Annotated in this window: 24 protein-coding genes; 15 read left to right on the forward strand and 9 right to left on the reverse strand. The window is 72.8% G+C overall.

Translation table 11 applies throughout. The features are described 5' to 3' along the window. Positions 1-116: 116 nt before the first annotated feature. Complete coding sequence (locus FFS51_RS00665; RefSeq protein WP_137877190.1) at positions 117-2,963, reverse strand: HtaA domain-containing protein; 2,847 nt, start codon at positions 2,961-2,963, stop codon at positions 117-119. A gap of 133 nt (positions 2,964-3,096) precedes the next feature. Between FFS51_RS00665 and FFS51_RS00670 the strand changes: the two genes are divergently transcribed. Genes FFS51_RS00670 through FFS51_RS00680 form a run of 3 tightly spaced genes read left to right on the forward strand, consistent with a single transcriptional unit; the run spans position 3,097 to position 6,052 of the window. Then, complete coding sequence (locus FFS51_RS00670) at positions 3,097-4,218, forward strand: heme/hemin ABC transporter substrate-binding protein (protein ID WP_249352611.1); 1,122 nt, start codon at positions 3,097-3,099, stop codon at positions 4,216-4,218. Further along, on the forward strand, positions 4,215-5,276 hold the full coding sequence (locus tag FFS51_RS00675) for a FecCD family ABC transporter permease (RefSeq protein WP_137877191.1): 1,062 nt from the start codon (positions 4,215-4,217) through the stop codon (positions 5,274-5,276). Before FFS51_RS00670 ends, FFS51_RS00675 begins: the two co-directional genes overlap by 4 nt. Then, complete coding sequence (locus tag FFS51_RS00680; RefSeq protein ID WP_212742759.1) at positions 5,273-6,052, forward strand: heme ABC transporter ATP-binding protein; 780 nt, start codon at positions 5,273-5,275, stop codon at positions 6,050-6,052. The genes FFS51_RS00675 and FFS51_RS00680 overlap by 4 nt, the downstream gene beginning before the upstream one ends. A gap of 74 nt (positions 6,053-6,126) precedes the next feature. On the opposite strand, the gene FFS51_RS00685 is transcribed toward FFS51_RS00680, so the two are convergent. Beyond that, entirely contained in the window at positions 6,127-6,483 is a 357-nt protein-coding gene (locus tag FFS51_RS00685; protein ID WP_045247582.1) for a sterol carrier family protein, read from the reverse strand. Positions 6,484-6,516: 33 nt separating this feature from the next. Here FFS51_RS00685 and purD point away from each other — a divergent pair, with 33 nt between their 5' ends. Beyond that, positions 6,517-7,788 carry a phosphoribosylamine--glycine ligase gene (purD, locus tag FFS51_RS00690; protein WP_137877192.1) on the forward strand — a complete coding sequence of 424 codons (1,272 nt, stop codon included), beginning with the start codon at positions 6,517-6,519 and terminating at the stop codon, positions 7,786-7,788. A gap of 70 nt (positions 7,789-7,858) precedes the next feature. Here purD and FFS51_RS00695 read toward each other — a convergent pair whose 3' ends face one another. Both FFS51_RS00695 and FFS51_RS00700 read right to left on the reverse strand, forming a co-directional pair. After that, a complete protein-coding gene (locus tag FFS51_RS00695) occupies positions 7,859-9,292 on the reverse strand; it encodes a DHA2 family efflux MFS transporter permease subunit (RefSeq protein WP_137877283.1) in 1,434 nt (477 codons plus the stop codon). A 136-nt stretch (positions 9,293-9,428) separates the two neighbouring features. Next, a complete protein-coding gene (locus tag FFS51_RS00700) occupies positions 9,429-10,010 on the reverse strand; it encodes a PadR family transcriptional regulator (RefSeq protein ID WP_171006063.1) in 582 nt (193 codons plus the stop codon). A 115-nt stretch (positions 10,011-10,125) separates the two neighbouring features. On the opposite strand from FFS51_RS00700, the gene FFS51_RS00705 reads away from it, so the two are divergent. The 4 genes from FFS51_RS00705 to FFS51_RS00720 are packed head-to-tail and all read left to right on the forward strand — an operon-like array spanning position 10,126 to position 12,730. Further along, positions 10,126-10,464: a hypothetical protein gene (locus FFS51_RS00705; protein ID WP_056206259.1), complete on the forward strand. Its 339-nt coding sequence runs from the start codon at positions 10,126-10,128 to the stop codon at positions 10,462-10,464. Between the two features lie 20 nt (positions 10,465-10,484). Further along, entirely contained in the window at positions 10,485-10,910 is a 426-nt protein-coding gene (locus tag FFS51_RS00710) for a GNAT family acetyltransferase (RefSeq protein WP_137877194.1), read from the forward strand. Positions 10,911-10,935: 25 nt separating this feature from the next. After that, on the forward strand, positions 10,936-11,829 hold the full coding sequence (locus tag FFS51_RS00715) for a phosphoribosylaminoimidazolesuccinocarboxamide synthase (RefSeq protein WP_137877195.1): 894 nt from the start codon (positions 10,936-10,938) through the stop codon (positions 11,827-11,829). 40 nt (positions 11,830-11,869) lie between these two features. Then, positions 11,870-12,730 (forward strand): VOC family protein, encoded by an 861-nt coding sequence (locus FFS51_RS00720; protein ID WP_137877196.1) that lies wholly within the window; start codon positions 11,870-11,872, stop codon positions 12,728-12,730. Positions 12,731-12,758: 28 nt separating this feature from the next. Here the strand turns inward: FFS51_RS00720 and FFS51_RS00725 are convergent, their stop codons facing one another. After that, positions 12,759-14,198 (reverse strand): GH1 family beta-glucosidase, encoded by a 1,440-nt coding sequence (locus tag FFS51_RS00725; RefSeq protein ID WP_045247558.1) that lies wholly within the window; start codon positions 14,196-14,198, stop codon positions 12,759-12,761. A 183-nt stretch (positions 14,199-14,381) separates the two neighbouring features. Between FFS51_RS00725 and FFS51_RS00730 the strand changes: the two genes are divergently transcribed. The 4 genes from FFS51_RS00730 (at position 14,382) to FFS51_RS00745 (ending at position 17,649) form a co-directional block, all read left to right on the forward strand. Continuing rightward, entirely contained in the window at positions 14,382-15,626 is a 1,245-nt protein-coding gene (locus tag FFS51_RS00730; RefSeq protein WP_249352612.1) for an excalibur calcium-binding domain-containing protein, read from the forward strand. Between the two features lie 58 nt (positions 15,627-15,684). Next, a complete protein-coding gene (gene purS / locus FFS51_RS00735) occupies positions 15,685-15,933 on the forward strand; it encodes a phosphoribosylformylglycinamidine synthase subunit PurS (protein ID WP_045248005.1) in 249 nt (82 codons plus the stop codon). Further along, a complete protein-coding gene (gene purQ / locus FFS51_RS00740) occupies positions 15,930-16,637 on the forward strand; it encodes a phosphoribosylformylglycinamidine synthase subunit PurQ (protein ID WP_137877197.1) in 708 nt (235 codons plus the stop codon). The genes purS and purQ overlap by 4 nt, the downstream gene beginning before the upstream one ends. 88 nt (positions 16,638-16,725) lie before the next feature. After that, positions 16,726-17,649, forward strand: a complete 924-nt coding sequence (locus tag FFS51_RS00745; protein ID WP_171006064.1) for a 2-hydroxyacid dehydrogenase — start codon at positions 16,726-16,728, stop codon at positions 17,647-17,649. A gap of 6 nt (positions 17,650-17,655) precedes the next feature. On the opposite strand, the gene FFS51_RS00750 is transcribed toward FFS51_RS00745, so the two are convergent. After that, positions 17,656-18,492, reverse strand: a complete 837-nt coding sequence (locus tag FFS51_RS00750; protein ID WP_137877198.1) for a hypothetical protein — start codon at positions 18,490-18,492, stop codon at positions 17,656-17,658. After that, a complete protein-coding gene (locus FFS51_RS00755) occupies positions 18,489-19,085 on the reverse strand; it encodes a nucleotidyltransferase family protein (protein WP_249352613.1) in 597 nt (198 codons plus the stop codon). The genes FFS51_RS00750 and FFS51_RS00755 overlap by 4 nt, the downstream gene beginning before the upstream one ends. A gap of 47 nt (positions 19,086-19,132) precedes the next feature. Here FFS51_RS00755 and FFS51_RS00760 point away from each other — a divergent pair, with 47 nt between their 5' ends. Together FFS51_RS00760 and FFS51_RS00765 are read left to right on the forward strand one after the other, a co-directional pair. Then, on the forward strand, positions 19,133-20,227 hold the full coding sequence (locus FFS51_RS00760; RefSeq protein ID WP_137877199.1) for an XdhC family protein: 1,095 nt from the start codon (positions 19,133-19,135) through the stop codon (positions 20,225-20,227). After that, positions 20,224-20,727: a nucleoside deaminase gene (locus tag FFS51_RS00765; RefSeq protein WP_048808985.1), complete on the forward strand. Its 504-nt coding sequence runs from the start codon at positions 20,224-20,226 to the stop codon at positions 20,725-20,727. The genes FFS51_RS00760 and FFS51_RS00765 overlap by 4 nt, the downstream gene beginning before the upstream one ends. 19 nt (positions 20,728-20,746) lie before the next feature. Here FFS51_RS00765 and FFS51_RS00770 read toward each other — a convergent pair whose 3' ends face one another. Further along, the gene (locus FFS51_RS00770) at positions 20,747-22,075 is read right to left on the reverse strand and encodes a cytochrome P450 (protein WP_137877200.1); all 1,329 of its coding nucleotides are present in this window, start codon (positions 22,073-22,075) and stop codon (positions 20,747-20,749) included. Then, entirely contained in the window at positions 22,072-22,605 is a 534-nt protein-coding gene (locus FFS51_RS00775; RefSeq protein ID WP_056519690.1) for a hypothetical protein, read from the reverse strand. The genes FFS51_RS00770 and FFS51_RS00775 overlap by 4 nt, the downstream gene beginning before the upstream one ends. Positions 22,606-22,742: 137 nt before the next feature. Here FFS51_RS00775 and FFS51_RS00780 point away from each other — a divergent pair, with 137 nt between their 5' ends. Further along, positions 22,743-23,378, forward strand: coding sequence for a TetR family transcriptional regulator (locus FFS51_RS00780; protein WP_048808983.1), 636 nt, complete (start codon positions 22,743-22,745; stop codon positions 23,376-23,378). Positions 23,379-23,475: the final 97 nt, after the last annotated feature.

Raw genomic sequence — 23,475 nt, forward strand, 5'->3', positions numbered from 1 at the left:
GAACCGCACAGCGCGCGGCGATGTCGGTGAGACGGCACGGTGCGCGGCGGGCGGGGTTCCGCCTGCCGCGCACCGTGCCGTCTGGCCGGCGGACCGACCGACCGACCGACCGGGGCTCAGGCCCGGCGGCGCCGCACCACCAGCACCGCGGCGAGCACGGCGGCCGCGAGCAGCACGCCGCCGCCCACGAACCACGGCCACACGAGCGCGGTGTCATCGGAGGTGAGCTCGGCGCCCGCGGCCGTGACCTCGGCTGCGCCCGACCCGCTCGAGGACTGCGCCGCGGCCGCGCACCCGGACGGCAGGGCGATCGACGCCGACACCGGATCGAGCTGCTCCCCGGCCGAGTACGTGCCGAACGCCGCTGCGCCCGCAGGGGTGAGGGTGGTGGCGGCATCCGTGAGGGTGATGCCGGCTGCGTCCCGCACCGACGGGGTCAGGGCGAACTGGGCGAACCGCACGTCGTGCTGCGCCACGGCCTCACCGGCCTGGGTCGTGCCGGTCACGTCGAACACGAGATAGCCGACGTCTCCGGCGAACTCGATCCGCGCGTTCGCGAGCGTCGTGTCCAGAGCGCCGCCGTGACCTGTGAACCGGACACTGCCGCCGAACGTGACCGTGCCGACCAGCGTCTCAGGGTCGACGGCGCCGGTTCCCGTGGCCCACGAGAACACCGGGTAGGCGTAGGTCACGCCCTCGAGCTGCCAGCCGCCGGCGGCGATGCCCTCGATGTAGGTGCGGAACGACTCCTTGACGCCCCAGTCGAGCGCCGCGGCGGTCGCCTGGCAGGTGCCGAGCGCTGTCGCGACGGCGCGGGTGAGGGTGAACGGGATGCCGCGGCTCACCGACCCCTGGAATGTCAGCGTGTGTGCGCCGTCGGCGAGGGTCGCCGGCAGCGTGCCGGTCCAGGTGGCGGTGCCCGAGGCATCCGCCGCCACGGTGTCGAGCAGCGTCGGCGTCGAGTAGACGACGATCGAGATGCCGGTCTCGCCCGACTGGAAGCCGCTCGCCGTGACGGTCACGCGGTCACCGGACTGCAGCGCGGCGAGGGTCGCCTCGTCGAGCTCGATGCCCGTCGTCGCCGGCGGGGTCGCCGGGATCGATCGGGTGGTGCGGACCGCACTCGACGCGGTCGCGACCGTGCCCGTCGCGCCCGCGGGCGCCGCCGCCGCCGCGCCGACGGTGAAGGTGAGCGGGTCGAGCGTGGTCGCGTTCCCGCCGAACACCTGTGTGCGGCCGGCGTCGGTGAGGGTCGCCTCCACACCGGCGTAGGTGACGGCGCCGCTCGCCTCGGTGCGGGTGGCGCCCGCGAGCTCGAGGGTGGCGAAGACGACCTCCCGACCGCCCGAGGTGACCACGAGGGTGCCCACGGTCGCCGACGTCAGGCGGATCTGCGGGTTGGCGACGGTGACGTCCAAGATACCCCCGTGCCCGACGTATCGCACCGAGCCGACGTACGAGACGGTTCCCATCGAGCCGTCGAACGTGCTGCCTGCGGCCTGACCGAAGCGGTAGACGCCGTCACTCAGGGTCGCGCCTCCCGACACGATCACGCTGCCGTGGGCGATCGGACCGGTCACGTAGCGCGTGAAGCTCGACGAGATCGGCCATGAGAGCGATCCGCCGGCGACGGTCTCGGGGGCGGGGGTGGTCGGCGTCGGCGTTGGTGTGGGCGTCGGGGACGACGTCGGGTTCGGCGTGGGCGTGTCGGTCGGAGTGGGCGTCGGGGTCGGGGTGCCGGGGAAGACCTGCTGCCACTGAGCCTCGGTGACCGTCAGGTCGGCGCGGGCGTACAGGGTGCCCGCCGACGGGAGGGTGTGCTGCTGCCACACGATGACCTCGTAGTCGAGCGCGGGGTCGAGCTTTGCGGCGGGCGCGATCAGGTCGGTACTCAGCACGCCGCCGGTGATGCCGCGCGCCCACGTCATCGCTGCGGAGCCGTCGGAAGCGGTGACATCCGCCTCGGTTCCCTTCTCGATGAGTGCGACGTACGCGCCGGAGACCGAGCCGAGCCCGGTCGCCTCGACATGCACGGCGAGGCCCTGATCGGCCGTGGCAGAGGTGACGGATGCCGCAGCCCGCCGATCGGGCGCGAAGGTGATCGGCACCGCCCGCTCGGCCGCGGCCTGCACGACGCCGCCGGCGCCGACGGTGAAGACGGCCAGGCTGCCGCCCTCGATCTTGACGGCGTCGAGCGCGGCCTGGGTCACGTCGACGGTCCACTCGGCTCCGACGGTGCCGTCGGCGGCGACCGTCCATTTCGTGGGGGCGAACGAGTTGGCGGCGTCGGCGACCCACGTCGATGCGGCGTTCGAGCGCGCCGACGACAGGGCACCCTCGGACGGACGCCACGTGGGCGCGAGCCAGCCGACCTGGATGTAGAAGCCCGCCTTGCCGGCCCCGTAGCGGGAGACGGCGGAACCGTCGTAGCCGCTGGCGATGACCGTGAGGGTCTGGCCCTGCGGGTCGAGACCGGAGGTCTGAGAGACGGTCAGCGACGGGGTCGCGGGCACCGGCGCGTAGGTCAAGGACTGCGTGACCCGCTGCGACGCGTCAGGGATGCCGTGAGCCTTGCGGGCGAACAGCACATAGGACGTGCCGTCGGTCGCGGCGGGCACCGTGACATCCACGTGGAAGGATCCGTCGGCGTTCATCGGCGCCGTGCGACCCAGGCCGGGAAGGTCGCCGTCGGTGTTCGCGACGTCGAGCCAGACGGTGAAGGTGTCGCTCGATGCGCCCTCCGCTCGAACGCCCAGGTAGAGCCCGGGGGATGCGGAGCTGAAACCGGAACCGGTCACGGTGACGGCACCGCCGGCGCGCGGGACGAGACCGGCCGACAGCGTGGGCGAATCGGCCGCGACGGCGAGCTGCGTCGGCACGACGAGGCCCATGATCACGAGCAGCATCGCGGTCACGGACGCGATGACGGGACGGGGAGAACGGGGTGGTGCGAGGGAACTCACGGCATGCTCCTGCGGGCGCCGGGACACGGCGCGGATCGGGATGGGAAGGAACGAGTTAGGGTGACCTAACCTCCCTTGCACGCTAGAGGTCCCGCTGAGAGATCGTCAAATTTTAGGTTAGCCTTGCCTAAATATGAGCCTCTCTCACCGCATCCGTTCGGTGTCGGCCGCGCTCGCTGCCACGGCCCTCGCGATCACCCTCACCGCGTGCGCGAGCGCCGGAAGCACGGCATCGGCGACCTGCGACACCCCGGCATCGGCCGCCGCCGTCGTCGACGCGCGCGGCCTCACCGGCGTCACCACCGCCTGCCTCGATGACCGGGCGATCACCCCGGTCGCCGATCAGACCGCGGCCGTGCTGCCCACGACCGTCGTCGACGCCGAGGACCGGAGCGTCACCGTCGCCTCGATCGAACGCATCCTGCCTATCGACATCTCTGGCACGATCGCCGCCACCGTCTTCGGACTCGGACTCGGCGACCACGTCGTCGGCCGTGACTCGTCGACGACCTTTCCGGGCACGGAGAACCTGCCCGTCGTCACGCAGGGCGGCCACACGCTCAACGCGGAGGCGATCCTGTCCCTCGCGCCGACGGTCGTGCTCACCGACACGACGATCGGCCCGAAGGAGGTGCGCCAGCAGCTGCGCGACGCCGGCATCGCGGTCGTCGTGATCTCATCCGAGCGGAGGCTCGACGGCACGGCGGCTCTCACCGACGAGATCGCGCGCGCGCTCGGGGTGCCGAGCCGGGGCTCCGCCCTCGCGGCACGGCTGACGGCGGACGTGGCGGCGGCGCAGGCCGAGGTCGCGGCGACGGATGCCGCATCCGCCCGCCCCCGCGTGCTGTTCCTCTACGTGCGCGGCAGCGCGAACGTGTACTACATCTTCGGCCGGGACTCCGGAGCCGACTCCCTCATCGAGGCGATCGGCGGCATCGACGTCGCCGGCGAGATCGGCTGGGAGGGGATGCGTCCGATGACCGCGGAGGCTCTCGCCGCCGCGCAGCCCGACGTGCTGCTGATGATGACCGACGGGCTCGCCTCAGTCGGCGGCATCGACGGACTGCTCGAGCGGGTGCCGGCCCTGCAGCAGACGCCCGCCGGAGAGCACCGCCGGGTCGTCGACATGGCCGACGGGCAGATCCTGGCGTTCGGGCCACACTCCGCCGACGTGGTGCGCGCGCTCGCCGCGGCGCTGCGCACTCCCGGCGACGACGCCCCGGGTGCCGGCGCGAGCGCAACCCCCGCCTCATGAGCGGCGAGACCGTGCTGCCGGCGCCCGCACGCGCGGGCCGCGGGCGCTTCGCGACCACCGTCGTCGTGCTAGCCGTCGCGCTCCTGGTCACCCTCGTCATTTCGCTCGGGGCGGGTCAGTACCCTCTCAGCCCGCTGCAGGTGGTCGAGGCGCTCTGGCATGCGATCTCCGGACATGCCGCCCCCTCCCCCGCCGCCGGAGTCGTCACGAGCGTGCGCCTGCCGCGCATCGTGCTCGGCGTGCTCGTGGGCGCGGCCCTCGCCGTCTCGGGTGTCGCGATGCAGGCCATCTTCGGCAATCCGCTCGCCGACGCCGGAGTGGTCGGCGTCTCGTCCGGCGCAGCCCTCGGCGCCGCGGCCAGCCTCACCTTCGGGCTCAGCGTGCTCGGCACGTGGACGACTCCCGCACTCGCCTTCGTCGGCGGACTCGCCGCCGTGCTCGCCGTGTACGCCATCAGCCGGTCGGGTGGGCGCACAGAAGTCGTGACCCTGCTGCTCACCGGCATCGCGATCAACGCGATCGGCGGCGCCGGCCTCGCCTTGCTCACTTTCCTCGGCACGTCGTCGACCCGGGAGCAGATCGTCTTCTGGCAGCTCGGCAGCCTGAACGGCGCGCTCTGGTCGAGCATCGCGCTCGTCGCCCCGCTCGTGATCGCCGGTGTGGTTGCGACGATCGTGGTGGCTCGGCGCCTCGACCTGCTGGCCCTCGGCGAGCGCACGGCGCGCCATCTCGGGGTGCGCGTCGAGGCGCTGCGGCTGTTCGTGATCGTGGTCGTCGCCGTGCTGGTGTGCGCGGCGGTGTCGTTCGCGGGCATCATCGGCTTCGTCGGGCTCGTCGTCCCGCACCTCATGCGCATGCTCATCGGCCCCGGCCATCTGCGCCTCACGGTTGCCAGCGCACTGGGCGGCGCCCTGCTGCTCGCGATCGCCGACCTCATCGCGCGCACCGCGGTGCCTCTCGCGGACCTGCCGATCGGCATGCTCACCGCCCTCGTCGGAGGGCCGTTCTTCCTCTGGCTGCTCGTGCGCACGCGTCGGCAGGCGGGGGGCTGGGGATGACCGAACGGATGCTGCGCGCCGCGGGCGTGCACGTGCAGATCGCCGGGCGTGCGACGCCTCTGCTCGCCGACGTCGACCTCGCAGTGCACCCCGGCACCTTCCACGCCCTCGTCGGCCCGAACGGCGCGGGGAAGTCGACCCTGCTCGGCGTGCTCGCCGGCGACATCGGGCCATCCGCCGGCGCGGTCACGCTCGACGGCACTCCGCTCGACCGCCTCGGGTCTCGAGCGCTCGCCCGGCGCCGGGCCGTGCTGCTGCAGCAGAACACGGTGTCGTTCGCGTTCCGCGCCCGGGAGGTGGTGGCGATGGGTCGCGCTCCGTGGCAGGGGAGCGCCGCGGCATCCGAGGATGACGACGTGATCGCCGAGGCACTCGCCGCCACCGATGTGACCCACCTCGCCGACCGCGTCGTGACCTCGCTCTCGGGCGGCGAACGCGCCCGGGTGGGGCTCGCGCGCGTGCTCGCGCAACGCGCGGACATGCTGCTGCTCGACGAGCCGACTGCGGCGCTCGACCTGCGCCACCAGGAGGACGTGCTGCGCATCGCGAGGGATCGAGCCCGGGCGGGCGACGCCGTGGTCGTCGTGCTGCACGACCTCAACGCGGCGCTCGCCTATGCGGACACGGTCACCCTGCTCGCCGCGGGGCGCGTCGTCGCGACCGGGAGCGCCGCCGACGTGCTCACCCCGGAGCGGGTGAGCGAGGTCTACGGGCAGCCGGTCGATCGCCTGACCGACGCCGCCGGCATGCCTGTGCTCGTGCCGCGACGCCGGTGAGACGGCACGCCGCGCGGCGGGCGGGGTTCCGCGCGGCGTGCCTTCCGGTGCCGCGCGCGGCGGAGCGCCGCGGCTCAGGGGCGCAGCGGCAGCAGATCGGAGATGTCGGCGCGCACGCCCGACGCGACGATGAGGCCGGCGGCCGCGGCATCCGCCCACGACCGCTGGCCCGTCGCGAGGGCGATCCAGGTGCGCGCGTCGGTCTCGACGACGTTCGGCGGCGTGCCGCGCGTGTGCCGCGGACCCTCGATGACCTGCACGGCCCCGAACGGCGGCACCCGCACCTCGACCGTGTGCCCGGGCGCCTTCTCGAGGAGCAGCTGCAGCAGGTAGCGCACCGCCGTCGCCAGGTCGGCGCGGGCCGGCGCGTCGGTCGCGGCGACCGCCGCGAGGGCGGCCCGGCCGTCGCCGGTGTCGATCTTCGGGGGCACAGCTCGACGGTAGCCCGTCGGTAGGCTGACCGGGTGAGAATCCTCGTCCTCGGCTCAGGCGCGCGCGAGCACGCCATCATCCTCTCGCTGCGCTCGGAGGACGAGGAGCACGTCATCTTCGCGGCCCCCGGCAACGCCGGTATCGCGCGCGACGCCGCCCTCGTCGACCTCGACCCGGTCGACCCCGCGGCCGTCACCGCCTTCGCACTCGAGCACCACATCGCCCTCGTGGTGATCGGCCCCGAGGCGCCGCTCGTCGCCGGCGTCGCCGACGCGGTGCGCGAGCGCGGCATCCCCGTCTTCGGTCCGAGCCGCGCTGCCGCCCAGCTCGAAGGCTCGAAGGCGTTCGCGAAGCGCATCATGGATGCCGCGGGCGTGCCGACCGGGCGGGCGATCCGCGCGCACGATCTGGCGTCGACCGCCGCGGCGCTTGACGACCTGGGGGCCCCCCACGTCGTCAAGGCCGACGGGCTCGCCGCCGGCAAGGGCGTGATCGTGACGAGCGACCGCGAGGCCGCGCTCGCCCACGCCGCCCACTACCTGCCGTCGGGGCCGGTGCTCGTCGAGGAGTTCCTCGCCGGACCCGAGGTGTCGCTCTTCTTCCTCAGCGACGGCGACCACGTGCTGCCGCTCTCCCCCGCCCAGGACTTCAAGCGTCTGCGCGATGGCGACGAGGGCCCGAACACCGGCGGCATGGGCGCCTACTCGCCCCTCCCCTGGCTGTCGGAGCGCTTCGGTGGCGAGGAGGAGTTCGTCGAGCTCGTGACCCGGGACGTCGCCGAGCCCGTCATCCGTCAGCTCGACGCCGAGGGCACCCCGTTCATCGGGCTCCTCTACGCGGGCCTCATCATCACGGAGGCGGGCGTGAAGGTCATCGAGTTCAATGCACGCTTCGGCGACCCCGAGACCCAGATCGTGCTGCCGCGCCTCATCGATCCGCTGTCGCGGCTGCTGCTGGCCGCGGCATCCGGCACGCTCGAGGACCAGCCGAAGCCCGCCTTCGCCGACGCGGTCGCGGTGACGGTCGTGCTGGCGAGCGAGGGCTACCCGGATGCCCCGCAGACCGGACGCGCTCTCCGCGGGCTCGACGCCGCCGACGCCGTCGACGGCGTCCACGTCGCGCACGCCGCGACCGCCGACACCGAGCAGGGACTCATCGCCACCGGGGGTCGCGTGCTCAACGTGGTCGCGCTCGGATCCACCTTCGGCGAGGCGCGGGAGCGCGCCTACGACGCCCTGTCCCGCATCGAGCTCGACGGCGGCCAGTACCGCACCGACATCGCCGCGCGCGTCGTGGAGCACTGAGCCGCGGCATCCGCCCCTGCACACCACGAGGCCCGCACTCTGATCGGGGTGCGGGCCTCGTGGTGTCGGGTCAGTGGCCGCCGGCCGAGGCAGCAGGCTCGACGGCGGGAGCGCCCGCGCCGTAGGTCGGCGCCGGTACCTTGCGCAGGAACAGCGCGGCGATCACCGCGACGAAGATCACCACGATCGGCAGGATCATCGTCTGCGCCATCGCCGTCGCGAACGGTCCCGCGATCATGCTCGGGAGGGCGCCGGCGGTGAAGTCGCCCGTGTGCGAGCCCGCTCCGGGAAGGTTGTCCTGGAGCCGCCCCTGCATGAAGGCGGCGACCGCGGCGGAGCCGATGACCGAGCCGATCGTGCGGGTGGTGTTGTAGATGCCCGCGCCGGCGCCCGCCTGGCGGGGCGGCAGGTTGCGGGTCGCCGAGGTGGCGAGCGGCCCCCACATTCCCGCGTTGCCGATACCCATGAGCGCCGAGGGCAGCAGGAATGCCCACACCGGGGTGTCGGGCTTCATGATGAGGGCGTACCAGACGAGGGATCCGGCGACCGCGAGCAGGGCGGGAACGAGCATGAGGCGCGGGTCGATGCGGTCGAGGAGACGACCGGCGACCGGCGCGAGACCGCCCGCGAACAGCGCCATGGGGATGAGCAGCAGCGCGGACTCGGTCGGCGTTCGCCCGAGGGCGAGCTGGTAGAAGAACATCAGCGGCAGCGACATGCTCGTCACGGTGAAGCCGACGGCGGCGATGCCGAGGTTGGCGGCGGAGAAGTTGCGATCCCGGAACAGCCCGAGCGGCACGAGCGGCTCGCTCTTGGTGCGCGCCTGGGTCCACACGAAGAGGACGAGAAGCGCCACGCCCCCGGCGATCATCGTCCAGATCCAGCCGTTCCAGTCGTAGCTCTCCCCCTCCTGCAGGCCGAAGACGATGAGGAACAGCGCGGCGGCGCTCAGCACGACCCCGACGAGGTCGAACTTGTGGGGGTGGGTGGGCAGCTTCGGCACGAGGATGACGGCCATGACGAAGCCGATGATGCCGACCGGCAGGTTGACGAAGAAGATCCACTCCCAGCCGAGGCCGTCGACGAGCAGGCCGCCGGCGAGCGGGCCGACGAGCATGGCCACACCGGCCGTCGCGCCCCACAGGCCCATGGCGGCACCGCGCTGGTTCGGCGGGAAGGTGCGCGTGATGACGGCCATGGTCTGCGGCGTGACCAGGGCCGCGCCGAGGCCCTGAACGGCGCGCATCGCGATGAGCATCGGAAGGGTCGTGGACAGTCCGCAGCCGACCGAGGCGAGCGTGAAGACGGCGAGACCGATGAGGTAGATGTTCTTCGGGCCGAATCGGTCGCCGAGACGTCCGGTGATCAGCAGCGGCACGGCGTAGGTGAGCAGGTAGGCGCTCGTGACCCACACAACGTTGTCGAGGTTGGAGGTCGCGGGATCGAGCGCCGCCTTGATGGCGGGGTTGGCGACGGAGACGATCGTGGTGTCGACCAGGATCATGAAGAAGCCGATGATGAGGGCCCACAGCGCGGGCCACGGGCTGCGCGGGTGGGCGGCCGCGGGGGTGCGGGTCGCTCCGGTGGAGGTCTGGCTCACGGGGTGCCTTTCTGGCGAAGAGGATGCGGGGGGTCGGGGCTCACGCGGACGCGTGCACGCCCCACGGGTAGGCCTGGGTGACCAGGTCGTCGAGGAGTCGGTCGATCCAGGCGAGGTCGGCGGTGAGCAGCGCCTGCTGCCGCACGATCTCGACGAGGTATTGGGGCTCGGACCCGCGGGCGTCGGCATCGCAGCACATGCGGGCGATGTCGTCGGCCTCGGCCTCGAGCGCGGCGCGGCGCTCACGCAGCAGCACGACGGTCTCGGTGCGGTCGAGGTTGTGGGCCTCGGCGAGCGCGATGCGGAACGAGGCGGGCCGGTCGATGCGGGGAAGCTCGCGACGCACCCAGGCTGCGACCGTCTCGTCCCCTTCGGGGGTGAGGGCGTACGTGGTGCGCTCGGGGCGGTTGCCGTCGCGGTCGACACCGGTCTCGACGATCAGCTCGGCGGCGGCGAGCTTGGCCACCGCGTGGTAGAGCGTGCCGTTCGCGAGTGTGAGGAGGCGGTCTTCGCGTCGCTCGCGCAGCAGCCGCATCATCTCGTAGGGATGCATCGGGCCTTCGCGCAACAGAGCGAGCACCATGACCCCCATGGGGCTGAGGCGATCGACGTGGTCCGACATGATTACTCCGAGTTGATTAGTCCACGTGGACTATATACCGCGCCGGCGGCATCCGGAAGCCGCTCCGGAAAGATCGTGCTCGGGGGCACCGACATCCGCGCCCTACGATGTGCGCATGGTCGATCACGCCGCGCGCGACCGCGCCCACGAGGCATTCGACCCCATCGCCCAGCGCTATCTCGCGCGCGACGGGGTCGACATCGGGCGCATGTTCGGCTCCGAGGGTCTGCGCGTGCGGGGCAAGGTGTTCGCCTTCGTCGGGTTCGACGGCGGCCTCATCCTCAAACTCCCCGAGGCCCGCGTGGACGAGATCTCCGCAGAGGGCTGGGGCACACGCATGGCGATGCGAGGGCGGCCGATGCGGGAGTGGGCGGTGCTCGATGTCGCCGAACTCGCGCATTGGGACGCCGCGGTAGGAGAAGCATTCGCGTTCGTCGACGAACTCACCGAGTGAGCCCCCGCTAGCCTCGGGGGATGCCCCGCGACATCCGACCCCTGCGGCCCGCCGACATCGAGGCCGTCGTCGCACTGTGGGAGGAGCGCGGGCTCACGCGGCCCTGGAACGACCCGCGCCGCGACATCGAACGTGCACGCACGCTGTGGCCCGACCTGCTGCTCGTCGCCGCGGACGACGATGCGATCGTCGGGACGGTGATGGCGGGCTACGACGGGCACCGTGGGTGGCTGTCGTACCTCGCGACCAGCCCCGGGAACCGTCGCGAGGGCATCGGCCGCGCGCTGGTCGCCGAGGCCGAGTCCCGTCTCACCGCTCTCGGCTGCCCGAAGGTGCAGCTCATGGTGCGCGCCGGCAACGAGCAGGTGCTGGGCTTCTACGATGCGCTCGGATACGAACGCGTCGACGTGACGGTGACCGGCAAGCGCCTCATCGCCGACGCGTGACGGGCGCGCCCGCGATAATGGGCGGGTGACGAGCACCCCCGCACTCCCCGGCTGGCGACACGTGTACTCCGGCAAGGTCCGCGACCTGTATGTGCCCGACGACACGGCAGCGGATGCCGCGGCCTCCCGCCTCCTCGTCGTGGCGAGCGATCGGGTGAGCGCCTTCGACCATGTGCTCGAGCCGGGCATCCCCGGGAAGGGCGCCGTGCTGACGCAGCTGAGCCTGTGGTGGTTCGACCGCCTCGCGGGCGGGGACGGGGGGCGCGGCATCCCGAATCACCTCACGGGAGACGAGCCCCCGGCGGCGGTCGCCGACCGCGCGATGGTGGTCGCCGCCCTCGACATGCAGCCGATCGAGTGCGTCGTGCGCGGCTATCTCACCGGGTCGGGCTGGGCGGAGTACCAGCAGTCGGGCACGGTGTGCGGCATCCCGATCGTGGCGGGTCTGACGAACGGCGACCGGCTGCCCGAGCCCATCTTCACGCCCGCGTACAAGGCGCCGCTCGGCGAGCACGACGAGAACATCACCTTCGAGCGCACCGTCGAGCTCGTCGGGGTCGAGAACGCCGAGACGCTGCGCGCCCTCTCGCTCGAGGTCTACGGCCGCGCGGCCGCAGCGGCGGAGGAGCGCGGACTGATCCTCGCGGACACGAAGTTCGAGTTCGGCCTCGACGCGAACGGCGTGATGACGCTCGCGGACGAGGTGCTGACCCCCGATTCGTCGCGCTATTGGGATGCCGCGGCCTGGCGCACCGGCGAGACCCCGGCCGAGCGCATGGCGAGCTTCGACAAGCAGATCGTGCGGGACTGGCTGAGCGCGCACTGGGACGGTGCCGGTGAGCCGCCGACGCTGCCCGGCGAGGTGGTCGAGCGGGCGTCCGCACGCTACCGCGAGCTTCTGGTCAAACTCGGAGCTTGACCGCGGGAATGACGCGGCCCGGTGGGTGTTAAGTATTCGTATGAATGAAAAACTCGCCGCCGACACCGCGATGGGCGCCGTGACCCTGCTCGTCGGCGACCTCGACGCGATGACGCGTTACTACCGGGACGTCGTCACCCTCGAGGTGCTCACCGCCGAGGGCGACACCGTCACCCTCGGACGCGCCGGCCGGCCCATCGTGATCCTGCGTCGCGACCGGCGCCTGCGGCACGCCCCCGCCGGATCGGCGGGACTGTTCCACACCGCGATTCTGTTCGAGAGTCGCGCAGCCCTCGCCGCCGCGCTCTACAGCGTCGCCCGCCACGCCCCGCAGACCTTCACCGGCAGCGCCGACCACCTCGTCAGCCAGGCGTTCTACTTCACCGACCCCGAGGGCAACGGCATCGAGCTCTACTGGGACCGCGCGCGCACCGCCTGGTCGTGGACCCACGGCCAGGTCGAGATGGCGACGCTCTACCTCGACCCGAACGCGTTCCTGTCGGAACACCTCACCGAGCAGGCCGCCGCGGGTTCGACGGCGGGGGACGCGGCATCCGTCGGTCACGTGCACCTGTCGGTCGGGGATGTCGCGACCGCCCGCGCGTTCTACGTCGACACCCTGGGCTTCGACGCCACCGCGAGCATGGGCAACCAGGCGCTGTTCGTGTCGGCCGGCGGCTACCACCATCACATGGCGATGAACGTGTGGAACTCGCGCGGCGCCGGACCCCGTATGCCCGCCCTCGGCCTCGGCCGGGTCGAGCTCGCGCTGCCCGACGGCGACGCGATCGGCGAGCTCGGCGAGCGCCTCTCGCACCACGGCATCGCCACCGCGAACGACGGCCGCACCGTCACCTTCGCCGACCCGTGGAACAACGAACTGGTCGCGCACCTCGCGTGAGGCGCGCGGGCGGGTCAGGGAGGCGCGATCACACCGCCCGGTCGGCGATGATGCGCGCGTACGCGAGCGCGGAGTCCTTCGGCGTGCGCTCCTGGGTGTCGTAGTCGACCCGCACGATGCCGAAGCGCTTCTCGTAACCCCAGGCCCACTCGAAGTTGTCGAGCAGCGACCAGTAGAAGTAGCCGCCGACGTCCACACCCCGCTCGATCGCGGCGTGGATCGCGGCGACATGCCCCTCCAGGAACGCCACCCGGTCGACGTCGTGCACTCGTCGCTCGCCGTCATCGACGACGAGCTCGTCGTCGTAGGCGGCGCCGTTCTCGGTGACGAAGAGGCGGGTGCCCGCGGCATCCGCGTACTGGGTCGCGACCCGCACGAGCAGGTCGGTGAGCCCCTCGGGCTGCACCTCCCATCCCATGCCCGTGCGCGGCAGGCCCCGCTCGAACCAGTGCACGTCGTCGGCGGCGGGGAAGGGCGAGGCGCCCTCACGCTCGGTGGGAGCCTGATCGGCGGGCGGCGCCTGCTCGGGCACGCGTCCACCGACGAACTCGTTGTGGTAGTAGTTCACGCCGAGTGCGTCGATCGGCGTCGAGATGACGGCGAGGTCGCCCGGCTGCACGGCCGCCTCGAGCGCATCGACCGCCTCGGGGTCGACGGCGCGGATGTCGTCGACGACGTCCGCGGGGTACGCCCCGAGGAACACCGGGTCGAGGAACCAGCGGTTGAACTGGCCGTCGATGCGGCGGGCGGCATCGAGGTCGCGCGGGTCGGACGGATCGGCGGGCTGAGCGCCGGTGAGGTTGAGGGTGATACCGAGCGACAGGTCGGCGTCGCGGGCGCGCAGCTGCTGCACCGTCTGGCCGTGGCCGAGCAGCAGGTGATGGGCCGCGAGCAGCCCCTCGCGTCGCGAATAGTGGCCGGGAGCATGGATGCCCGCGGTGTAGCTGAGGAAGGACGAGCACCACGGCTCGTTGAGCGTCGTCCAGACGTTCACCCGGTCGCCGAGGGCGTCGTGCACGTCGAGGGCGTACTCGGTGAAGCGCTCGGCGGTGTCACGCACCGTCCAACCGCCTCGCTCCTGCAGCGCCTGCGGGAGATCCCAGTGATAGAGCGTGAGCCACGGCAGGATGTCGGCGCCGAGCAGTTCGTCGACGAGCCGCGAGTAGAAGTCGATGCCCGCCGGGTTGAGCGCGCCGCCGTCGGGTCGCACCCGTGACCACGACACCGAGAACCGGTAGGTCTGCAGCCCCAGGCGCTTCATGAGCGCGACGTCCTGCGGGTAGCGGTGGTAGTGGTCGCAGGCGGTCTCGCCGTCGTCGCCCGCGATGACCGCGCCGGGCACGCGGCAGAACGCGTCCCAGATCGAGTCGCGGCGCCCGTCGACGTGCGCGGCTCCCTCGATCTGGAATGCGGCGGTCGCGGCACCGAAGAGGAAGTCGTCGGGGAAACGGCGGGGGGAGACGCTCATGGCCCCCATTATTGGGCACGTCCGAGCGTTCTTCGAATCGATTCGACGATGGGACGGGAATCTCCCATGTGGAACCTGGATCCCGCACACGGGTCTGCTCGTCGAGTTCGACCCTCGGATGCTCCGGCGCAAAGTATGAGCGTCGGCGATGTGTGAGCTTTGACAGAGCTGTGTAACTGAGAAATGCTGACGCTCATGGGGAACGTGGGGAGGAAGCGCTGGATCGTGCTGCTCGCAGCCACCGTCGCGCTCATCGTTGTCGCCGCCGTCACACCGCCGGCGGTCGGAATCATCATCGCGCTCGTCGTGGCGCCGGCCACGATCGTCGTCGCGATCGTCGCCTTCGTGCGAGGCGGCATCAGGGTCGTCGGCCTCTCGACACGGGGGCTGGCCGCCCTCGCATTCGGCATGGGATTGGTGCTCTTCGTCGGCGCCGCGGCAGCGGCCGGCAGCCGGCTCGACAGGCCGTCGACGCAGCAGGCAGCAGCATCCGCTCCGGCAACGACTGCCTCACAGACACCGGCTGCCCCGACACCGACGCCGACAGCACTGTCGGACGAGGCGGTCGAGGCGGCGGGCCTCGCCACGGCCGGCGGTGCCAGCGTGGTCGTCTCGACCGCGTCGTCGGGATCGGCGCTCGACGTGCTCGCCACGCTGCCGGTGCAGGCGGCGACCTCGCTCAGCGGCTATTCCCGGGACGCCTTTGGGCCGGCGTGGGCCGACGTCGACAAGAACGGGTGCGACACGCGCAACGACATCCTCGCGCGGGATCTGACCGGCATCACACGACCGGGCTCCTGCACGGTGACCGCGGGAACACTCACGTCGGCCTACTCCGGTGCGGTGGTGACGTTCACCCGCGGCGAGAAGACATCGCCCCTCGTGCAGATCGATCACGTGGTGTCGCTCGCCGACGCCTGGACCACGGGCGCGCAGACGCTCACGGCCGACCAGCGTCGCAGTCTCGCGAACGACCCTCTCAACCTGCAGGCGGTCGAGGGCGCCCTCAACGAAGCGAAGAGCAACCTGGATGCCGCGGGCTGGCTCCCGCCGCTCGCCGGCTACCGCTGCACGTTCGTCGCGCGGCAGATCGCCGTCAAGAACGCCTACGGGCTCTGGGTGACGCCGGCGGAGAAGGCCGCGATGACGTCGGTGCTCGCCTCGTGCCCCGCGCAGCCGACCCCGGCATCGTCGTTCCAGGCGGCGGCGGTCGTCGCGCAGCCGGCACCGGCACGACCCGCTCCGGCTCCGGCTCCCGCCAAGCCCGCACCCGCACCCGCACAGCCCGCACCCGCGCCCGCGCAACCGGACGTCACCTACAAGAACTGCTCCGAGGTGCGCGCGGCCGGCAAAGCGCCGCTGTACCGCGGTCAGCCCGGGTACGCCGCGAAGCTCGACCGCGACGGCGACGGGATCGCCTGCGAGTGAGCGCCCCGCGCGCCTAGACTGGGGGCGAACCCCTGCCCGCGACATCCGGAGCTTCGCAATGCCCACCATCGTCGTCGACGTCATGCCCAAGGCCGAACTGCTCGACCCGCAGGGGAAGGCCGTCACCGGCGCGTTCGCGCGACTCGGCGTCGACGCCTTCAGCGGAGTGCGCATCGGCAAGCGCTTCGAGCTGACCGTCGAGGGCGAGGTGTCCGACGAGGTGCTCGCCGAGGCATCCCGTGTCGCCGCCGAGGTGCTGTCGAACTCCGTCATCGAGGACGTCGTCGGCATCGAGGTCGTCGAGTGACGGTACGCATCGGGGTCGTCACCTTCCCCGGCTCGCTCGACGACGTCGACGCACGCCGCGCGGTGCGCATCGCCGGTGCCGAGCCGGTCGCCCTGTGGCACGCGTCGCACGATCTCGACGGCGTCGACGCGCTGATCCTGCCCGGCGGCTTCAGCTACGGCGACTACCTGCGTGCCGGCGCCATCGCAGCCCTCGCGCCGATCATGCGGGACGTGAAGGATGCCGCGGCGAAGGGCATGCCCGTACTCGGCATCTGCAACGGCTTCCAGATGCTCGTCGAGGCGCACCTGCTGCCGGGCGGACTCATCCGCAACGCGCACCAGCAGTTCATCCGCCGCGACCAGCGCCTGCGCGTCGAGAACACGTCCACCGCGTGGACGAGCGACTTCGCCGACGGTCAGGAGATCGTCATCCCCCTGAAGAACGCGGACGGCGGCTACGTCGCCTCCGACGACGAGCTCGACCGTCTCGAGGGCGAGGGGCTCGTCGCGTTCCGCTACACCGGCGTGAACCCGAACGGGTCGCTGCGCGACATCGCCGGCCTCACCAACCCGGCGGGCAACGTCGTGGGCCTCATGCCGCACCCCGAGCACGCCGTCGAACCCGGCTTCGGTCCCTCGACCGCGGCCGCGATGCGCTCGGGCGTCGACGGTCTGTCGTTCTTCTCATCGGCGATCGCGGCCGTCGTCGGCGCCGCCGCCTGACCCGGCCGGGCGCACCACCCGACCGGGCGTGCAGCACCGCGCACACGCCGCGACCTGGCGCCCGTCGGCGCGGGGGTAACGTCGAGGTGTGACATCCCCTCTCGTCGTCTCGGTTCCCACCGAGGGCCTCGCCCGTGATCTGCAACCGCTTCCCGAGAACGTCGAGGTGGTGGTCTGGCCGATGACCGGCCCCGCCCCCTGCGACCGCATCGACATCGTCGTACCGCCGTACCAGAACCTCAACGCCGCCCTCGGGCAGCTGGCCGGGGTCGAGGTCGGACTCGTGCAGAGCCAGTCGATCGGCTACGAGGGCATCGCCGCGCTGCTGCCCGCGGGCGTTCCGCTCGCGAACGCCGCGGGCGTGCACGAGACCTCCACCGCCGAGCTCGCCGTGGGTCTCGCGATCGCGTCGCTGCGGCGCCTCGACCAGTTCGCCCGCGACACCGCGACCGCCACCTGGAACCCGGTCTTCGGCACGAGCCTCGCCGACCGCCGTGTGCTCGTGCTCGGCTGGGGCGGCGTCGGGAAGGCGATCGGCGCGCGACTGATCCCGTTCGAGGTCGACCTCACCGCCGTCGCCTCGCGAGCCCGCGACGAGGACGGCGTCGCCGTGCACGGCGTCGACGAGCTCGCCGACCTGCTGCCGCGCACCGAGGTGCTCATCCTCGCTCTTCCGGGCGGCGACAGCACGCGCCACATCATCGACGCCGCCGCGCTCGCCCTGCTCCCCGATGGCGCGCTCGTCGTGAACGTCGGCCGCGGGCCGCTCATCGACACCGACGCGCTCGTCGCGGAGACCGCGTCCGGGCGCCTGCGCGCCGCGCTCGATGTGACCGACCCCGAGCCGCTTCCCGCCGACCACCCGCTGTGGCGGTCGCCGGGTGTGCTCATCGCCCCTCACGTCGGCGGGGCGTCGAGCGCGATGCGCCCCCGCCTGGTGCGCGTGCTGCGCGATCAGATCACGCGCGCCGCACGCGGCGCCGCACCGATCAACATCGTCGTCGCCGGCTGATCGCGGCTACGAGTTGGGCGTGACCGGGGTGCGGGCGACCGGGTAGGCGTCGACCGTCACGGTGTCGTCGCGCGCCGTGAACCGCAGATCGGCGCCGTCGGGGAACGCCTGCTCGACGGCGGGCGTGAAGACGACCGGACGACCGTTCGAGGCGAGCGGGTTCGTGTCCGCACTCGTGCCGACACGCACATCGACCACGACCGGAAGGGTGCCGAGTGCGCAGCCGATGAGCGAGGCATCCGGATAGACATCGGGCTGCGGGATCACGGCGATGCACCGCATGTCTCCCGCGGGCGGAATCACCGTGTAGACGGACATCCCGAGGTACGACTCGTACGCCTGCGACGAGGTGGACGTGCCCGTGAACATGACTGCCGACGGCGCATCACCGGGGATGCGCTGCAGCACGGCGGCGTGCTGCGAGGTGACGACGTGGGTGACGAGAAGCGTCGTACCCGTCGACAGCCCGGCCACGACGACGAGGCTCGCGATCCACCAGATCGCGGTGACCCGATCGACGCGCGGGCGCATGCGACGCCACAGCGACACATCGGATGCCGCCCCATCCGCGTCGCGCTCACCCCCACCGCTCGCACGCGATCCGGCGCCGGGCTCCGGCACAGCGCCCGACTCGGTGGCCGGATCATCCGCGGGGCGGACGACGGGCGGCTCGAGGACCGAGCGTGTCCTGACGGTCGCCGCGGGGGCCGCGGCATCCGTCGCCCTGCGGCCCTCGAGCACGTCGAGGCGCGCGAGCGCGACGGGATCTCCCGCGATGTCGGCGTGGGGTCCGTACGCGCGCAGTCGCAGCGCGGCGAGCTCGGCGCGTTCGTCGCCGGTCACGGCGCGGGCCGTTCGTCGATGTCGCGACCATCCCACAGATCGTCGCAGGCGACGAATGTCGCCCCGTGCGCGGCGAGATAGGGGCCGGCACCCCGGTCGCCCGCGACGGTGGCCGCCACCGCGGCCCAGTGGTCGCGGCCGATCAGGACCGGGTGCGACGGGGCGCCCGCGACGGTCGCTTGCACGAGAGCGGATGCCGCGGCCTCCGCGGCGGCCCCGAGCACGCGCGCGACCGCGGCCGCCGGCAGCGTCGGGGTGTCGACGGGCACGATCACCGCGAGTTCCGCCCCGGTCGCGGCCGCGGCGTCCAGAGCCGAGCGCACGCTCGCCGACAGCCCGTCGTTCCAGTCGGGCACCAGCACGGCACGACCGGGGGCGGGGATGCGCCGGGCGACCTCCGCCGCGGCGGCGCCCACCGTCACGAGCACCGGGTCGCAGCCGGACGCGGCGAGAAGCGCCACCGCCCGGTCGAGCCAGGGCGTGCCGTCGGCATCGGCCGCGAGCGCCTTCGGCCCGCCGTAGCGGGTGCCCGCGCCCGCCGCGAGCACGATCCCGCAGGGTGCCCCCACGACCGTCAACGGCGTCACGTCCACCGCGCCAGCGTAGCCCGCCCGAAACACGCGAGGGCTAGCGTGGCGGCATGCTCGAGCTTGCGACCGACCTGCTGCCGCTGCTCGCGGCGGGCGAGCGCGTCGCGGTCGTGACGGTCGCGCACGTGGCGCGTTCGGCGCCGCGCGGCGCCGGCGCGGCGATGGCGATCACGTCCGACGCGCGGGCGATCGGCTCGATCTCCGGCGGCTGCGTCGAGGCGGATGCGGTCGCGCTCGCCCTCTCGTGCCTGGCGACCGGACGGGGTCAGACCGCGCGCTTCGGCTTCACCGACGAGCAGGCCTACGCCGCCGGTCTTGCCTGCGGTGGCTCGATCGAGGCTGTGGTCAGTGTGCTCGATCCCGCCGACACGGTCGTGCGCGACGCTCTCGAACGCGTCGCGGCGGGTCGCCGCGCGGCGGTCGGCATCGTCGCCGCGGGGCCCGACACCGGCCGCATCCTCCCCCTCGACGCCGGCGGCAGCGAGACGCGCCTCGGCGAGCATGACGGATGCCCCGTGCTCGCCGTCGTGCAGACGCCCCCGCCCGCGCTGTACCTGCTGGGTGCCGGCGAGCACGCCGCCGCGCTGTGCCGGGTGGCCGCCGCCGCCGGCTTCGCAGTCACCGTGTGCGACGCGTGGGAGCTGCTGGCGACGCGCGAGAGGTTCCCCGCGGCAACCCGGATCGTCGTCGACCTGCCGCACAACTTCCTCGCGACGCTCGACCCCGTCGACCTCGACGAGCGCACCGCGATCTGCGTGCTCACCCACGACGAGCGCCTCGACGTGCCCGCCCTCGAGGTCGCGCTGCGGCTTCCGGTCGGCTTCGTCGGGGCGATGGGCGCCCGCTCGACCGTCGCGCACCGTGCCACGCGGCTGCGCGAGGCGGGGCTCGGCGACGACGACCTCGCCCGGCTGCACTCGCCGCTCGGGCTCGACCTCGGCGGACGCACCCCCGAGGAGACCGCGCTCTCGGTGCTCGCCGAGATCGTCGCAGCACGCCACGGCGGATCCGCGGTGCCGCTGCGAGAGCGCGGGGGCGCCATCCACGCCCGGGCCGCCGCCGACACGATGCTTCCGACCGAGGCGGATGCCGCGGCATCCGCCTGCGCCCTGCCCGCCCTCGCGACCCTGGAGGCACACCGGTGAGCCTCACCCCGCCACTGCCCGCCGACGCGCTCGCTCCCGTCGACCTCGGCCATCTCGAGCACGCGATCACCCTCGCCCGCGCCGCCCGCGACCGCGGCGACCATCCGTTCGGGGCCGTCGTGGTCGCGCCCGACGGCACGGTCGTCGAGGGCCTGAACTCGGTCGTCACACAGGACGACCCGACCGGCCACGCCGAGACGAACCTCGTGCGCGCCGCCGCCGCGCGGCTCACGACCGAGGCGCTGCGGGGCGCCACGCTCTACACGAGCACCGAGCCGTGCGCGATGTGCACCGGCGCGATCTACTGGGCGGGGATCCCGCGCGTCGTCTATGCGCTCGGCGAGGACGAGCTGATCCGCATCGTGCAGGCACAGGAGGGCATCCCGACGCTCGCGCTCCCCTGCCGCGAGGTGTTCGCCCGCGGCGGGCGCCCGGTCGAGGTCATCGGACCGGTGCTGCTGCCCGAGGCGGCGGCCGTGCACGACGGCTTCTGGATCTGACCCGGGCCGAGAGCACCGTTCACGACCGGCGACGAGCGGACGCCGCGATCCCCCGCCGCGGCCGCAGCGTGACCGTGAACTCCAGCCGCACCGGACGGGTGACCGTGATGTCGAGCGCGCGGGTCAGCATGGCGACGATGAGGGTCGCCTCGATCCACGCGAACTGCTCGCCGATGCACCCGCGCGGCCCCGCACCGAACGGCACGAAGTCATAGCGCAGCCCGCCGGGCCGGCGCTCCCACCGATCGGGATCGAACACGGTCGGCTCGTCGTACCACCGCGCGCTGCGGTGGATGACCCACGGCGACACCCCGACGACGTCGCCCGGCGACGCCTCGAATCCCCCGAACGCGATCGGCGCGTCGAGCGAGCGCCCGAACACCCAGGCCGGCGGGAACAGGCGGATCGTCTCCTGCACGACCCGCCGCGTGAACGGCAGCCGGCCGCGCGGGTCGAGCCACGAGGCATCCCCCGCCTCATCGACCTCGGCGCGGATGCGTTCGGCCAGGTCGGGGCGCGACGAGAGCTGCCAGAGGCAGAAGGCGATGGCGTTCGCGGTCGTCTCGTGACCGGCGACCATGAGGGTGATCACCTCGTCGGCGATCTCCGCATCGGTGAGCCGGTCGGCCCCGCCGCTCTCGGGGTCGCGTGCCGCCACGAGCGTCGACAGCGCGTCGCGCCCGTCGGCGCCGGACGCCCGCCGTTCGGCGACCAACCGGGTCACGAGGGCGAGCAGTCGCTCACGGGCCTCGACGATGCGACCCGACGTCACGACCTCGGCGCCCGCGCGCGCTCCGGGCCGCAGGCGCACGAACTCGGTCAGCGCTGTCTGCAGCGCCGTGCGCACCTCGTCGGCGTGGTCGTCGAGTCGCGCGCCGAGGATCGTGCGCCCCACGATCAGCAGGGTGAGTCGGGTCATCTCGGCGTGCAGATCGACGGATGCCGCGGCCAGCCGCTCGATGCTCGCCTGCACCTCCTCGACCATCACCGCGGTGTACGCGTCGAGCTGCGTGGGCGAGAACGCCGCCCCGACGAGCCGGCGCGCCCGCGCGTGAGCCGCCCCCTCCGACGTCAGCAGACCCTGCCCGAGCAGCGCGCTCGTGGCCTGCACGCCCGGCCCCTTGTGCACGTCGCCCGCGTGGGTGACCAGGAGGGTGCGCACGTCGTCGGGCTCGGTCAGCAGGAAGACCCGCCGCCGACCGCGCCCCATGCGGATGGTCTCGCGCCCGTCACGGGTGAGCCGGCGCAGCATCGCGCCCGGGTTGCGGGTGGGAAGCGCCAGGGCGCTCTGCGCGGCCACCTCGAGGATCGACCGCGGGCGCGCTCCGAGCACGGCGGGCGCGCTCATGCGCCGCACGCCCAGTCGACCTCGCCGCTGAGGGTGTGCCCGCTCTCGGTCACCGAGAGGTGTAGCGACCCGCCCGAGGCGGTCGTGGTGACCGGCACCGCCGGGAGGGCGAGCGGGTAGGTGACACCGCCCTCGGTGATCGTGCCGGAGAGCGTGCCCGACCACGACCCGGGCCCGGTGTACCCGACGATGCGCACGCTCATCGTCACCGAGTACCCCTGAATCTCGGCGGACGCGACGCTCGCGTGATACGTGCGCGCCGACACCGCGCACGCGACATCGGTGTTCACGTGCCCCGCCACCGCGAGCGGCGATGTGATCGCGAGGGTGAGCGACCCGGCGCCACCCGACCCGGTGCCGACGGCGGTCGGCGAGGGGATCGGTGCGGCCGACGGGAGCGAGGACGACGGCGTACCGGTGGGCGCCGGCGACACAGCGGCACTCAGGTCGCTGCGCGACACCTGGCCGCAGCCGGCGAGCGCGAGCACGGCGGCGAGCGCGACGACGGCGAGGGGGGCGGATCGTCTCATGGCGGTCCCTTCGAGCGGGTGACGGGTGCGCTCACCGTATGCACGCGTCTCGGCCCCCGCAACCGTGCCACGTGGCACTCGAGTGCCATTTCACGCCGGCCCGCCCGCGGGTGAAGGATGTCTGCACAGGAGGCCCCATGACGCCCACGGATGCCCCGCCCGACCGCCGCGAGCGCAATCGCCGCCGGGTCAGGGAGGCGCTGCGCACAGCCGCACTCGAGCTCTTCAGCGAGAAGGGCTTCGCGGAGACGACCGTCACCGACATCACCGAGCGCGCCGACGTGTCGCGCCGCACGTTCTTCCGCTACTTCGAGAGCAAGGAGGACGTCATCGGCAACGATCTTCGCGACCTCCTCCCCCGCGTGCTGCGAGAGCTCGAGAGCCGTCCGCGTGACGAGCATCCGCTCGCGTCGATCCACGCGTCGGTGCTGTCGGTCGTCCCAGAGAAGGGGCCGCCGGCCCTGGTCTTCCGCATCGGCCGACGTGCCGAGCTGCTGCCGTTCGGGCGCCGACTGCTGCCCGTGCTGATGCAGTGGGAGCAGGGCATCGCCGCGACGCTCCTGGTGCGGTGGGGCGCGACGCCGGCTGCGGCATCCGAGGAGCTGCGCCTTCGCGCCACCGTCACCGCGTGCGCGGCGACCTCGGCCCTGCGGTGCGCGGCGCTCTACACCCGCATGACCCCGACGGGGCAGTTCACCGTCGACCCCGACATCGTCTCGGTGGTCACCCGCGCCCTCGACATCATCGCCGAGGGGTGCCCGCCTCCCGGCTGAGCGGATGCCGCGGCCTCCGACACGACCGCGAAACACGCGAGTGTTAGCGTCACCAACAACGCGTGTCCTATCTACCATGACCGCCCGGATCTGGGGG

The organism is Microbacterium sp. 4NA327F11 (assembly GCF_005503465.1).
GTDB lineage: Bacteria > Actinomycetota > Actinomycetes > Actinomycetales > Microbacteriaceae > Microbacterium > Microbacterium ginsengisoli.

Excerpts from the sequence above, each read along its gene's own strand:
- FFS51_RS00670 (WP_249352611.1), top strand. The coding sequence starts at position 3,097 with ATGAGCCTCTCTCACCGCATCCGTTCGGTGTCGGCCGCGCTCGCTGCC.
- FFS51_RS00675 (WP_137877191.1), top strand. The coding sequence starts at position 4,215 with ATGAGCGGCGAGACCGTGCTGCCGGCGCCCGCACGCGCGGGCCGCGGG.
- FFS51_RS00680 (WP_212742759.1), top strand. The coding sequence starts at position 5,273 with ATGACCGAACGGATGCTGCGCGCCGCGGGCGTGCACGTGCAGATCGCC.
- FFS51_RS00695 (WP_137877283.1), bottom strand. The coding sequence starts at position 9,292 with ATGATCCTGGTCGACACCACGATCGTCTCCGTCGCCAACCCCGCCATC.
- FFS51_RS00700 (WP_171006063.1), bottom strand. The coding sequence starts at position 10,010 with ATGTCGGACCACGTCGATCGCCTCAGCCCCATGGGGGTCATGGTGCTC.
- FFS51_RS00705 (WP_056206259.1), top strand. The coding sequence starts at position 10,126 with ATGGTCGATCACGCCGCGCGCGACCGCGCCCACGAGGCATTCGACCCC.
- FFS51_RS00710 (WP_137877194.1), top strand. The coding sequence starts at position 10,485 with ATGCCCCGCGACATCCGACCCCTGCGGCCCGCCGACATCGAGGCCGTC.
- FFS51_RS00720 (WP_137877196.1), top strand. The coding sequence starts at position 11,870 with ATGAATGAAAAACTCGCCGCCGACACCGCGATGGGCGCCGTGACCCTG.
- FFS51_RS00725 (WP_045247558.1), bottom strand. The coding sequence starts at position 14,198 with ATGAGCGTCTCCCCCCGCCGTTTCCCCGACGACTTCCTCTTCGGTGCC.
- FFS51_RS00730 (WP_249352612.1), top strand. The coding sequence starts at position 14,382 with ATGCTGACGCTCATGGGGAACGTGGGGAGGAAGCGCTGGATCGTGCTG.
- purS (WP_045248005.1), top strand. The coding sequence starts at position 15,685 with ATGCCCACCATCGTCGTCGACGTCATGCCCAAGGCCGAACTGCTCGAC.
- FFS51_RS00760 (WP_137877199.1), top strand. The coding sequence starts at position 19,133 with ATGCTCGAGCTTGCGACCGACCTGCTGCCGCTGCTCGCGGCGGGCGAG.
- FFS51_RS00770 (WP_137877200.1), bottom strand. The coding sequence starts at position 22,075 with ATGAGCGCGCCCGCCGTGCTCGGAGCGCGCCCGCGGTCGATCCTCGAG.
- FFS51_RS00775 (WP_056519690.1), bottom strand. The coding sequence starts at position 22,605 with ATGAGACGATCCGCCCCCCTCGCCGTCGTCGCGCTCGCCGCCGTGCTC.
- FFS51_RS00780 (WP_048808983.1), top strand. The coding sequence starts at position 22,743 with ATGACGCCCACGGATGCCCCGCCCGACCGCCGCGAGCGCAATCGCCGC.